The sequence below is a fragment of the Sphingopyxis indica genome, assembly GCF_032879645.1.
In the GTDB taxonomy this organism is placed as follows: domain Bacteria; phylum Pseudomonadota; class Alphaproteobacteria; order Sphingomonadales; family Sphingomonadaceae; genus Sphingopyxis; species Sphingopyxis indica.
The window spans coordinates 1,202,345-1,214,099 of the sequence record NZ_CP076394.1 but is presented as its reverse complement, the minus strand read 5'-3'; the positions used below and the strand labels follow the sequence as shown (position 1 = coordinate 1,214,099).

Here is an 11,755-nt window from a genome sequence, read left to right as displayed (position 1 = left end):
GGCCGCGCTGCAGGCGCAACCGTTCGACGAGGAGACGCTGACCGCCGATGAAGTCGGCCTCAAATCCACCTTGTTCGACCGGCGCCCCGATCAATCAGGAAATGCTGACCGGATCGACTTCAAGCCTGACGATTACATCTTTTCCATTTTCCGCCCAACCAGAACGACGCGCTGTTTACGCAATTCGGCGACATCGCGCTGTTCGATGGCGAGGTCGTTACCCGGGCTATCGGCCAGCCTTCTCCGCCTCGGCCTGAAAGAAACGACCGCGCACGCCGCGAACATCCCGATTGGCCGGCCGCGGCGATCCCGATCATTCTCTTCGTCCGTTCGGCGCGCGCGGCTGCTACCCCCGGATGAACTTCAGGATATCGGCGTTGACGACGCCGGCATTGACCGTCAGCATCCCGTGCGAGAAGCCGGGATAGATGATGAGTTCGCTGTTCTGCAGCAGCTTGTCCTGCATGATCGCAGCGCATTTGTACGGCACGACCTGATCGTCGTCGCCCTGCAACACCAGCGTCGGCACGGTGATCGCCTTCAGATCTTCGGTCTGGTCGGTTTCGGAGAAGGCCTTGATGCCTTCATAGTGCGCCTTGGCGCTTCCCATCATGCCCTGACGCCACCAGTTCCTGATCACGCCTTCGGAGGGCTCGGCGCCGTCGCGATTATAACCATAAAAGGGGCCGGCCGGCACATCGAGGAAGAATTGCGCACGGTTGGCGGCAAGCGCGGCACGGAAGCCGTCGAACACTTCGATCGGCGTGCCGTCGGGATTGCCGGGGGTCTTGACCATCAGGGGCGGCACGGCGCTGACCAGCACCGCCTTGGCGACGCGGCCCTGCGGCTGCCCGTATCTCGCAACATAGCGCGCAACCTGCCCGCCGCCGGTCGAGTGACCGACATGAATCGCGTTCCTGAGGTCGAGATGCTCGGCGACCGCCGAGGCGTCGGCGGCATAATGGTCCATATCGTGTCCGTCGCTGACCTGGGCCGAGCGCCCATGGCCGCGGCGGTCGTGCGCAACGACGCGGAAGCCTTTGTCCAGAAAGAACAGCATCTGGTTGTCCCAGTCGTCGGAGCTGAGCGGCCAGCCGTGGTGGAAGTGGATCGGCTGCGCGTCCTTCGGCCCCCAATCCTTATAGAAGATTTCGATGCCGTCGTTCGTCGTCACATAGGGCATGGTCATTCTCCCTCGGGTTAAGCTGGCGAGAAGAATAAGCGTAGAAGCATGTCGATATTTCCAGACTTTTCGACGACGCCATGGAGAAAGCCTGTCCCCGCGAAGGCGGAGATCGGTCAAATCCCGAAGCGACGCCTCGAACCCGTTATGAAAGGATCTGGACCCTAAGCCATCAAACGGGGCGGCCGATCACGACAATCCCCGGACAAATAGCGGGCAGGCTCATATCGAAGCGATCATTGACGCGTCTTGACGCGCGACCCTCGACGGCCCCCGCCATCGGGCCCCTCCGCGACATGGCATTCGACGACCGCCGCCGGGAGTGATATTCTGCCCGTCGAGCGGGAGATGGATATGCTTGACTGGTTTCGCGAACGCTATCTGCTCGTTCTCGGATCGATCTACGTCTATAACGAGCATCGCGGCTATACCGCGATCGACCGGGTGATAGAGGCGGTCCGGGTGCGTTCGCCCGGCGACGGGGCGTTGATCGCGGCAATCGAGGATCATCGCCGGGACGAGCGCAAACATTATATGATGTTCCGGCGCTGGTTCGAGCAAAAGGGGTGGATGCCGCTCGATGTCGATCGCACCTTCGGGCATATCGACCGCTTCGTCGAGATCATTTTTCGAACGCCGATCGACCGGCTGGATACGCAAGAGGTCATCGACCGCGACGAATTGTTCGAACGCCTTTGCCGCGTGATTGCGCTGACCGAGCGCCGCGGATTCCGTCAGGTCGAAACGCTGCTCGCCAACCGATTCGTTGGCGGCGACCCGATCCTGACCCGGATTTTCCAGATCATCCGCAAGGACGAGCCAAGCCATTGGGCGCCCTATGAAGGCTGGCTGCGCGACCATGGCAAGCGGACGCCGCGCTGGTGGGAACGCGCCATCGACGGCTTCATCCATTCCGAACTTCTGTTCATCAAGCTTCCGGCGCTGTTCCTGAACCCCTGGATCGCGCACCGCACCGACTGGCCCGACGCGCACGAGCCGGACGGCGACAGAATGGCGCCGCGATCGCGCGCCGCCGCATGACGGGCCGTTCGGCGCACGGGGAGCCCGACTTTCCACGCCTCGCTTCGGACGCAGCCCGGCCCGGGCTCGCCGCACGGCTGCTCACCCGCCGCGTCGGACGGATGCTCGTGCGCAACAGCATCGTGAGCAGCTTCGTCTTCCTGATCGGCCTCGGCCTGCTCTGGGTGCTCGTCCAACATTTCGGCATGAAGGCCGTCCCCGCCGCCGCGATCGGATTTCTGGTTTCGAACAGCCTGCACTATGCGCTCGGGCGGAGCTGGATCTTTCGCGGGACCGATCGCAAGATCCACACCGGCTATCTGATCTTCCTCATCAACGCCGGCCTTGGGCTGGCGATTACCGTCATCCTTTTCGCCGCGCTGCTGCAGTGGACCCCGATCCACTATCTCGTCGCCCGGGTGATCGTATCCCTGTTCGCGGGCCTTGCGATGTTCGTGCTGAACGCCGTCGTCAATTTCCGGCAGGTCTGACATGCGGATCGCCTTGTTTTCGGGAAATTACAACTATTTGCGCGAAGGCGCGAACCAGGCGCTGAACGCACTCGTCGCCTATCTCGAGCGAAACGCGGACTGCGAGGTCCGCATCTATTCCCCGGTGACCGACACCCCGGCATTCAAGCCGGCCGGGACGCTGATCGCGGTGCCGTCGATCGCCTTGCCGCTGCGCAGCGAATTTCAGCTCGCGCTTGGCCTGCCGGCGTCGATCCGCCGCGACCTTTTGCGCTTCGCCCCCGACATCATCCACGTCGCGACTCCCGACATCCTCGGGACGCGCGCGCAGACCTTCGCTCTGCGGCGCGGCATTCCGACGGTCGCCAGCCTGCACACCCGCTTCGAATCCTATCTCGACTATTACGGACTGGGGTGGGGGCGCCCGCTGGTCGAAGCGCATATCCGGCGCTTCTATCGCCGCAGCGACCATGTTCTTGTCCCGACGCCGGGCCTTGCCCGCGACATGAAAGCGCTGCGCGGCGACGACAGGGCCAGCGTGTGGAGCCGCGGGGTCGATCGCGACCGGTTCGCGCCGACCCGCCGCGATCTCGACTGGCGCCGCGCGCGCGGGATCGGCGACGACCGGATCGCGATCCTCTTCTTCGGCCGGCTGGTGCTCGAAAAAGGCGTGAAAACCTTCATTTCGGTTCTGCGCGAGCTGCAGTGCCGCGTGCCCGTCACGCCGATCATCGTCGGCGCCGGACCCGCGGCCGGCGCCTTCGCCGCGCTTCCCGGGGCGGTGATGACCGGGCATCTCGATGGACCCGACCTCGCGCGCGCGGTCGCGAGCGCCGACATCATGCTCACGCCCAGCACGACCGAGACGTTCGGCAATGTCGTGCTCGAAGCGATGGCGTCGGGCCTTCCGGTGGTCAGCGCCGACGCGCCGAGCGCCCGCGCGCTGCTCGTCGACGGCGACACCGGACTCTTGTGTCCGCCCGATGCGGTGCCCGCCTATGTCGAAGCGATCACGCGGCTGCTCGATGTCCACGTCCGCCGGGCGATGGGGCTAAGAGCGCACAGCGCCAGCGCCGCTTATTCGTGGGAAGCCGCGTCGGAAAGCGTCGCGCAGGTCTATCGCTCGATCGTCTCAGACCCGAATCTTCGGCGGAATTGCGGAGTCTGAAGGGTCGTCGCCTTCGAAAGGGCGCGGGCAATCGGGCCCCGGCCCTAGCGGCATTGCAGATCGCCGCGATCAATCGCCTGCCCCAGCAAGCCACCACCCACTGCGCCGAGGATAGTGCCGAGCGTGCGGTCGCGACCGCCATCGAGTTCGCGCCCCGCGAGCGCGCCGACCGCCGCGCCGACGATCAACCCGGTGGTGCCATTGTCGCGCCGGCAATAATATTGGCCGTCGCGACCGCGCCACACATAGTCGTCATAACCGATCCGGCGCGGCTCATAATAGCGACCGTAGCTGTCATATATGGCGCGGTCTTTCGCACGCTTGCCATGCGCGGGCGCCCACGGCGGCGGGTCGGCCTGCGCCGAGGAAACCGGGACCACAAGGGCAGTCATCAGCGCCACCCCAAGAAGATATTTCATCGCGAAACTCCATTTCGTCGCTTGTTCGATGATCGAAACGCGGTCCCGCTATCATGGTTCCGGTCGGCTGCACCGCCGATGAACGTCGAACGGGCGGCGCTGCGCCGTTCACACGCCGCCCATGCTCCGCGCCGATCCGAAGCGGGCGATCAGGTCATAGGCGGAGCCTACGAAATGCTGTCGCACCAGCGTGATCCCCTCGTCGCCGCGCCACGTCCGCCGCTCGATGAACAGGCAGGCGCTTCCGGTTTCGATTTCCAGCCGCGCGGCGACGGTCCGGTCGGCAGCGACCGCGGCGATGCGCGTCTCGGCCTCGGTCCAGGGCACATGGCCGAGCAGCCACGCGCCGGGTGATATTTCGGCGAAATCCTCGACCGCGATTTCGGGCACCGACCACAGGCTGACGAGGCGCCGTTCGCTGGCAAGCGGCATGTCGTCGGCGAAATGGACGCCGTCGATGACCAGCAATTCGCCGCGTCCCGCAAGCTGGACCTCCTCGGCATCGGCCGGATCGGGCGGCGCCGTCCTGCGGCCGAGGAGTTCGAAACGATAGCGCTGGCCGCGCTCCGTCACTTCCTGTTCGAGGTCGGGGATGTCGAGCATCATCGAATGGACGCGCGGGCGCGCGACGAACGACCCCGCACGCTTGCGCCGCTCGATCAGCCCTGCCGAGGCGAGTGCCGACAACGCCTTGCTAACCGTCATTCGCGCGCAGCCATAGTCGCGCATCAGTTCCTGCTCGGTCGGCAGGCGCGCGCCGGGGCGCAGTGCGCCCGACAGGATCGCCGCCTCCATCTCGCTGCGGATGCGCTCGTGCAGCGGCAGGCTCATGCAAAAAGCCTTGCGAGCGCGCGGCGATAATCGGCCTCGATCGCCGCGCGCGCGACATGGCGGCCGCCGCGCACGACTTCGGTGCCGCGCCGCCAGACACGGTCGATCGCCCCCCGCCCCGCCGCGAAGAGGAAGGAATCGGTGAGCCACGGTCCCGAGCGGCCGAAGAGCGAGACATGATTTTCGTCGAGGCTGACGATATCGGCGGAATGCCCGACCGCGAGCCCCCCTTCGACCCCGAGCGCCTGCGCGCCGCCCGCAAGCGCGGCGTCGAACAGATCCTGCCCGGTCGAGCGGTCGGGCGCCGCGGCGAGCCTGTTGCGCGCGCGGCCCGCGAGCCGCTGGCCATATTCGAGCCAGCGCAGTTCCTCGGTCATGTCGATGAGCACGTTCGAATCGGAGCCGACGCCAAAGCGCCCACCCGCCTCGCGCCAGGCCGGCATGGGAAATATCCCGTCGCCGAGATTGGCTTCGGTGATCGGGCACAGTCCCGCAACCGCCCCCGTCGCCGCGAGCGCCATGCTTTCCTCCGCGGTCATGTGCGTCGCGTGAACGAGGCACCAGCGCGCATCGACCTCGGCATGGGCGAGCAGCCATTCGACCGGGCGCCGGCCGCTCCATGCGAGGCAGTCGTCGACCTCCTTCACCTGTTCGGCGATGTGGATATGCACCGGCGCCGCGCCGGCGAGTTCGAGCAGCGCGGCGAGTTCGGCGCCGGTCACCGCGCGCAGGCTGTGCGGCGCGATGCCGACCACCGCGTCGGGCAGTTCCGCCGCCGCCGCTCGTGCGGCTTCGAGCAGGCGCGCGAAGCCGTCGACATCGTGCAGGAAGCGCCGCTGTGCATCGCTCGCCGGGGCGCCGCCGAAGCCGCCATGCGCATAAAAAACCGGCAAATGGGTGAGCGCGATTCCGGTCCCGGCAGCCGCGGCGACGATCGCGCGGCTCATCTCGGCCGGATCGGCATAGGGGGCGCCCGCCGGATCGTGGTGCAGATAATGGAACTCGCCGACGCGGGTGAAGCCGCTTTCGAGCATTTCGGCGTAGGCGAGCGCCGCGATCGCGCGCAACCCCTCGGGATCGACGCAGTCGACGAAGCGATACATCAGCTCGCGCCACGTCCAGAAGCTGTCATCGCCCGGCCCGCGCACCTCGGCAAGCCCCGCCATGCCGCGCTGAAAGGCGTGGCTGTGCAGGTTCGGCATCCCGGGCAGGCCGATCGCGTGGCGTTCGTCGCCCGGTTGCGCCTCGGCACCCTGCACGATCGTCGTCACCAGCCCGTCGGCGATCCCGATGCGGACATTCTCCTCCCACCCGCCGGGCAGCAGCGCGCGGCGGAAATGCAGACTGTGGGCGGCGGGAGCGCGATCGGTCATCGGCGGCCTTTCGTGATGCGGCAATTATGTCTATACATTATTGGCGAAGGATGCAATGATTCCGGCGAAGGGAGATTCGCGCGTGATGCGGTGCGACACATTATGGCGCAAGGCGCGGCTCGCAACGATGGCTGCCGACGGTCCGGGGATCGTCGAGGCGGGCGTGGTCGCGGCGCAGGACGGCCGGATCGTCTATGCCGGCCCCGAAGCCGGCGCCCCCGCGCTCGACGCCGCCGAGATCGTCGACTGCGACGGCCGCTGGATCACCCCCGGCCTGATCGACTGCCACACGCATCTGATCCACGCGGGCAATCGCGCGCGCGAGTTCGAGCTGCGGCTCGAGGGCGCCTCCTATGAGGATATTGCCCGCGCCGGCGGCGGTATCCTCTCCACGATGAAGGCGACGCGCGCGGCGAGCGAGGACGAGCTGGTCGCCTCCGCCCTCCCTCGCCTCGACGCGCTGATCGCCGAGGGCGTCACCACGGTCGAGATCAAGTCGGGCTATGGCCTCGATACGCCCAGCGAAATCCGGATGCTGCGCGCCGCGCGGCGGCTGGGCGAGGCGCGCGACGTGCGCATCGCCGCGACCTTCCTCGGCGCCCATGCGCTGCCGCCCGAATATGCGGGCGACGCCGACGCCTATGTCGCGCATGTCGCGGACGCGATGCTGCCCGAGGTCGCCCGGCTCGGCCTCGCCGACGCGGTCGATGCCTTTTGCGAGAGCATCGGCTTCAGCGCCGCACAGACCGAACATGTCTTTGAGGCCGCAAAGCGCGCCGGCCTGCCGGTCAAGCTCCATGCCGAGCAATTGTCGAACCAGCATGGCGCGGCGCTCGCGGCGCGCTACGGCGCGCTGTCGGCCGACCATCTCGAATATCTCGACGCCGAGGGGATCGCCGCGATGGCGAGGGCGGGGACGGTCGCGACGCTGCTCCCCGGCGCCTATTATTTCACCCGCGAAACGCAGCTGCCGCCGATCGCCGCGCTGCGCGCAGCGCGCGTCCCGATCGCGCTCGCCACCGACTGCAATCCCGGCACTTCGCCGCTGACTTCGATCCTGCTGGCAATGAACATGGGCGCGACCTTGTTCCGGCTGACCGTCGCCGAATGCCTGATCGGCGTGACGCGAAACGCCGCCGCTGCGCTGGGCCTCTCGAGCAGCATCGGCACGCTCGAAGCCGGCAAGGCGTGCGACCTTGCGATCTGGGACATCGAGCAGCCCGCAGATCTCGTCTATCGCATGGGGCTGAACCCGCTCCATGCCCGCATCCGGAGTGGTCGATGACCGGCATGATCCTGAACCCCGGCGCCGTTTCGCTCGGCCATTGGCGCGCCATCTATCGCGGCGCCGCGCCGCGGCTCGACCCCGCCTGCGCGCCGCGTATCGCCGAAAGTGCCGAGGCCGTGCAGCGCATCCTCGCGCATGGCGCCCCCGTCTATGGCATCAACACCGGCTTCGGGAAGCTCGCGAGCGTGCGGATCGGCGACGCCGACCTCGCGACGCTCCAGCGCAACATCGTGCTCAGCCACGCCGCGGGCACCGGCGAGCCGTCGCCCGTTCCCGTCGTCCGGCTGATGATGGCATTGAAGCTCGCAAGCCTCGCGCAAGGCGCCTCGGGCGTCCGCCCCGAAACCGTCGCGCTGCTCGAAGCGATGCTGGCGCAGGGGCTGACCCCCGTGGTGCCGTCGCAGGGATCGGTCGGCGCGAGCGGCGACCTCGCGCCGCTGTCGCACATGGCGGCGGCGATGATCGGGGTCGGCGAAATCGAGGTCGCGGGCGAGCGCCTGCCCGCCGCCGACGCGCTGAACCGCACCGGGCTCGCGCCGCTCGAACTCGCGGCGAAGGAAGGGCTCGCGCTGCTTAACGGCACGCAATTTTCGGCCGCCAATGCGCTCGCGGCGCTGTTCGAGACCGAGACCGTCTTCAACGCCGCGCTCGTCACCGGTGCGCTGTCGACCGAGGCGGCGAAGGGCTCCGACACCCCGTTCGACGCACGCATCCACGAATTGCGCCGCCACCGCGGCCAGATCGAGGTCGCGGCGGCGCTGCGCGGCCTGATGGCGGGCTCGGCGATCCGCGCCTCGCACCGCGACGACGACCCGCGCGTGCAGGACCCTTATTGCCTGCGCTGTCAGCCGCAGGTGATGGGCGCCGCGCTCGACCTGCTGCGCCAGGCGGCGGCGACGCTCGAAATCGAGGCGAACGGCGTTTCGGACAACCCGCTCATCTTCGCCGAAAGCGACGAAGCGCTGTCGGGCGGCAATTTCCACGCCGAACCGGTCGCCTTCGCCGCCGACATGATCGCACTCGCGATCTGCGAGATCGGCTCGATCGCCGAGCGCCGCATCGCGATGCTCGTCGACCCGGCGCTTTCGGGCCTCCCCGCCTTCCTGACCCCGCAGCCGGGGCTCAATTCGGGCTTCATGATCCCGCAGGTCACCGCCGCGGCGCTGGTCAGCGAGAACAAGCAGCGCGCCTATCCGGCCAGCGTCGATTCGATCCCGACTTCGGCGAATCAGGAGGATCATGTGTCGATGGCGGCGCACGGCGCGCGGCGCCTGCTCGCAATGGCCGAGAATGCCAGCGCGGTGATCGGTATCGAACTGCTCGCCGCGGCGCAGGGCTGCGACTTCCACGCGGGATTGAGCTCCTCGGCGGCGCTCGAAGCGGTGCGCGCCCTGCTGCGTGCCGAGGTGCCGATGCTCGACCACGACCGCCATTTCCACCCCGACATGGAGGCGGCGAACGCGCTCGTCCGGCGCGGCGCGGTGGCGGAGGCGGCGGGGCTGGCGCTGCCGGGAATCGCCTGATGGACTGGCTGCGCACCCATCGCGGCGACGCGCCGCTGATCGTCGCCTTCCCGCACGGCGGCACCGGGCTCGCCGGCCGCGAGGACGCCTTTGTCTCGCCATGGCGCGCGCGGCTCGACACCGACTGGTGGATCGAGCCGCTCTATGCTTTCGTCCGCGACCTCGGCGCGACGACGATCGCGACCGACATTTCGCGCAGCGTCATCGACATGAACCGCGACCCGTCGGGCGCCTCGCTCTATCCCGGACAAGCCACGACCGAGCTGTGCCCGACGACGACCTTCGACGGCGACCCGCTCTATGTCGAAGGCACACCGAGCGAAGGCGAGATCGAACAGCGTCGCCGCGCCTTTCACACCCCCTATCACGCCGCGCTCGCCGCCGAGATCGCGCGGTTGAGGGCGCAGCATGGCCGCGTCGTCCTCTACGACGCCCATTCGATCCGCAGCCGCGTGCCGCGCCTGTTCGACGGCGAATTGCCGCAGTTCAATATCGGCACCGATGGCGGCGCGACCTGCGCGCCCGAGCTTGAAGCCGCGGTCGCCGCGATCTGCGCCGCAAGCGGACACAGCCATGTCGTCAACGGCCGCTTCCGCGGCGGCTGGACGACGCGCCACTACGGCCGCCCCGAAACCGGCGTCCACGCGATCCAGATGGAACTCGCGATGCGCGGCTATATGGCCGAGCCCGCGGCCCTCGACGAACATCATTGGCCGAGCCCCCTCGACCCCACCCCCGCGATCGCCCCCGTGCTGCACCAGGTGATCGCTGCCGCGCTCGACTTTGCGAAAGGAAAGCCATGACCCGTCTCGACAACAGCCGCGTCGTCAAGGCGCCGACCGGCGCAGGGCTCAACGCGAAAAGCTGGCTCACCGAAGCGCCGCTCAGGATGCTGATGAACAATCTTCATCCCGACGTCGCCGAGCGGCCCGAGGAACTGGTCGTCTATGGCGGCATCGGCCGCGCCGCGCGCGACTGGGAAAGCTATGACAAGATCGTCGAGACGCTGAAGCGGCTCGAGGACGACGAAACGCTGCTCGTCCAGTCGGGCAAGCCCGTCGGCGTCTTCCGCACCCACGCCGACGCGCCGCGCGTGCTCATCGCGAACAGCAATCTCGTGCCCAATTGGGCGAATTGGGAACATTTCGGCGAGCTCGATAAGCGCGGGCTCGCGATGTACGGTCAGATGACTGCGGGCTCGTGGATCTACATCGGCACGCAGGGCATCGTGCAGGGCACCTACGAAACCTTCGTCGAGATGGGGCGCCAGCATTATGGCGGCGACCTTTCGGGCAAATGGCTGCTCACCGCCGGCCTCGGCGGCATGGGCGGCGCGCAGCCGCTCGCGGCGGTGATGGCGGGCGCCTCGTGCCTCGCGATCGAATGCCAGCCGAGCCGCATCGAAATGCGCCTGCGCACCGGCTATCTCGACAAGGCCGCGCAGTCGATCGACGAGGCGCTGGCGATCATCGAGCAAAGCTGCGCCGACAAGGCGCCGGTGTCGGTCGGCCTGCTCGGCAACGCCGCGGAAATACTGCCCGAACTCTACGCCCGCGGCATCCGCCCCGACCTCCTCACCGACCAGACGAGCGCGCACGATCCGGTGAACGGCTATCTGCCGATCGGTTGGAGCGTCGCCGACTGGATGGAGAAGCGCGAGAGCGATCCCGCAGCGGTGGCGAAGGCGGCGAAATCCTCAATGGCGGTGCATGTTCGCGCGATGCTCGACTTCCAGGCCGCGGGCGTGCCGACCACCGACTATGGCAACAACATCCGGCAGGTCGCGAAGGACGAAGGCGTCGACAATGCGTTCGATTTTCCGGGCTTCGTTCCCGCCTATATCCGCCCGCTCTTCTGCCGCGGCATCGGTCCCTTCCGCTGGGCGGCGCTGTCGGGCGACCCCGAGGACATCTATCGCACCGACGCCAAGGTGAAGGAGCTGCTGCCCGACAATGCGCATCTCCACCGCTGGCTCGACATGGCGCGCGAGAAGATCAAGTTCCAGGGGCTGCCCGCGCGCATCTGCTGGGTCGGGCTCGGCGACCGCCACCGGCTCGGCCTCGCCTTCAACGAGATGGTGGCGAAGGGCGAACTCAAGGCGCCGGTCGTCATCGGCCGCGACCATCTCGACTCGGGATCGGTCGCTTCGCCCAATCGCGAGACCGAGGCGATGCGCGACGGCAGCGACGCCGTGTCCGACTGGCCGCTGCTCAACGCGCTCCTCAACACCGCGAGCGGCGCGACCTGGGTGTCGCTGCACCACGGCGGCGGGGTCGGCATGGGCTATTCGCAGCACGCCGGCATGGTGATCGTCGCCGACGGCACCGGCGAGGCGGCGAAGCGGCTCGAGCGCGTGCTGTGGAACGACCCCGCGTCGGGGGTGATGCGCCACGCCGACGCCGGCTATGAGATCGCACTCGACTGCGCGCGCGAAAAGGGCCTCGACCTCCCCGCCATCCTCGGCTGAGATCAGGCATCGA

At 67.8% G+C, this 11,755-nt stretch carries 11 protein-coding genes; 7 read left to right on the top strand and 4 right to left on the bottom strand.

Going from position 1 to position 11,755, the window contains the following annotated elements:
* Positions 1–346: 346 nt before the first annotated feature.
* Complete coding sequence (locus KNJ79_RS05815) at positions 347–1,183, bottom strand: alpha/beta fold hydrolase (RefSeq protein WP_089215731.1); 837 nt, start codon at positions 1,181–1,183, stop codon at positions 347–349.
* 354 nt (positions 1,184–1,537) lie between these two features.
* Between KNJ79_RS05815 and KNJ79_RS05810 the strand changes: the two genes are divergently transcribed.
* From KNJ79_RS05810 to KNJ79_RS05800, 3 genes are read left to right on the top strand one after another with little or no spacing between them, the layout of a single operon-like run.
* Positions 1,538–2,224 carry a ferritin-like domain-containing protein gene (locus KNJ79_RS05810; RefSeq protein WP_317153182.1) on the top strand — a complete coding sequence of 229 codons (687 nt, stop codon included), beginning with the start codon at positions 1,538–1,540 and terminating at the stop codon, positions 2,222–2,224.
* Entirely contained in the window at positions 2,221–2,694 is a 474-nt protein-coding gene (locus KNJ79_RS05805) for a GtrA family protein (RefSeq protein WP_317153181.1), read from the top strand. The genes KNJ79_RS05810 and KNJ79_RS05805 overlap by 4 nt, the downstream gene beginning before the upstream one ends.
* A gap of 1 nt (position 2,695) precedes the next feature.
* Entirely contained in the window at positions 2,696–3,841 is a 1,146-nt protein-coding gene (locus tag KNJ79_RS05800) for a glycosyltransferase family 4 protein (RefSeq protein WP_317153180.1), read from the top strand.
* Positions 3,842–3,885: 44 nt separating this feature from the next.
* On the opposite strand, the gene KNJ79_RS05795 is transcribed toward KNJ79_RS05800, so the two are convergent.
* The 3 genes from KNJ79_RS05795 to KNJ79_RS05785 form a co-directional block, all read right to left on the bottom strand.
* Positions 3,886–4,260, bottom strand: a complete 375-nt coding sequence (locus KNJ79_RS05795) for a glycine zipper 2TM domain-containing protein (RefSeq protein WP_317153179.1) — start codon at positions 4,258–4,260, stop codon at positions 3,886–3,888.
* Positions 4,261–4,368: 108 nt separating this feature from the next.
* A complete protein-coding gene (gene hutC / locus KNJ79_RS05790; RefSeq protein ID WP_317153178.1) occupies positions 4,369–5,091 on the bottom strand; it encodes a histidine utilization repressor in 723 nt (240 codons plus the stop codon).
* Positions 5,088–6,464 (bottom strand): formimidoylglutamate deiminase, encoded by a 1,377-nt coding sequence (locus KNJ79_RS05785; protein WP_317153177.1) that lies wholly within the window; start codon positions 6,462–6,464, stop codon positions 5,088–5,090. The genes hutC and KNJ79_RS05785 overlap by 4 nt, the downstream gene beginning before the upstream one ends.
* Before the next feature lie 85 nt (positions 6,465–6,549).
* On the opposite strand from KNJ79_RS05785, the gene hutI reads away from it, so the two are divergent.
* From hutI to hutU, 4 genes are read left to right on the top strand one after another with little or no spacing between them, the layout of a single operon-like run.
* Entirely contained in the window at positions 6,550–7,749 is a 1,200-nt protein-coding gene (gene hutI, locus KNJ79_RS05780; protein ID WP_317153867.1) for an imidazolonepropionase, read from the top strand.
* The gene (hutH, locus tag KNJ79_RS05775) at positions 7,746–9,275 is read left to right on the top strand and encodes a histidine ammonia-lyase (protein ID WP_317153176.1); all 1,530 of its coding nucleotides are present in this window, start codon (positions 7,746–7,748) and stop codon (positions 9,273–9,275) included. The genes hutI and hutH overlap by 4 nt, the downstream gene beginning before the upstream one ends.
* A complete protein-coding gene (hutG, locus tag KNJ79_RS05770) occupies positions 9,275–10,078 on the top strand; it encodes an N-formylglutamate deformylase (protein ID WP_317153175.1) in 804 nt (267 codons plus the stop codon). The genes hutH and hutG overlap by 1 nt, the downstream gene beginning before the upstream one ends.
* Positions 10,075–11,742 (top strand): urocanate hydratase, encoded by a 1,668-nt coding sequence (hutU, locus tag KNJ79_RS05765; protein ID WP_317153174.1) that lies wholly within the window; start codon positions 10,075–10,077, stop codon positions 11,740–11,742. Before hutG ends, hutU begins: the two co-directional genes overlap by 4 nt.
* Positions 11,743–11,755: the final 13 nt, after the last annotated feature.

Excerpts from the sequence above, each read along its gene's own strand:
- KNJ79_RS05815 (WP_089215731.1), bottom strand. The coding sequence starts at position 1,183 with ATGCCCTATGTGACGACGAACGACGGCATCGAAATCTTCTATAAGGAT.
- KNJ79_RS05810 (WP_317153182.1), top strand. The coding sequence starts at position 1,538 with ATGCTTGACTGGTTTCGCGAACGCTATCTGCTCGTTCTCGGATCGATC.
- KNJ79_RS05805 (WP_317153181.1), top strand. The coding sequence starts at position 2,221 with ATGACGGGCCGTTCGGCGCACGGGGAGCCCGACTTTCCACGCCTCGCT.
- KNJ79_RS05800 (WP_317153180.1), top strand. The coding sequence starts at position 2,696 with ATGCGGATCGCCTTGTTTTCGGGAAATTACAACTATTTGCGCGAAGGC.
- KNJ79_RS05795 (WP_317153179.1), bottom strand. The coding sequence starts at position 4,260 with ATGAAATATCTTCTTGGGGTGGCGCTGATGACTGCCCTTGTGGTCCCG.
- hutC (WP_317153178.1), bottom strand. The coding sequence starts at position 5,091 with ATGAGCCTGCCGCTGCACGAGCGCATCCGCAGCGAGATGGAGGCGGCG.
- KNJ79_RS05785 (WP_317153177.1), bottom strand. The coding sequence starts at position 6,464 with ATGACCGATCGCGCTCCCGCCGCCCACAGTCTGCATTTCCGCCGCGCG.
- hutI (WP_317153867.1), top strand. The coding sequence starts at position 6,550 with ATGCGGTGCGACACATTATGGCGCAAGGCGCGGCTCGCAACGATGGCT.
- hutH (WP_317153176.1), top strand. The coding sequence starts at position 7,746 with ATGACCGGCATGATCCTGAACCCCGGCGCCGTTTCGCTCGGCCATTGG.
- hutG (WP_317153175.1), top strand. The coding sequence starts at position 9,275 with ATGGACTGGCTGCGCACCCATCGCGGCGACGCGCCGCTGATCGTCGCC.
- hutU (WP_317153174.1), top strand. The coding sequence starts at position 10,075 with ATGACCCGTCTCGACAACAGCCGCGTCGTCAAGGCGCCGACCGGCGCA.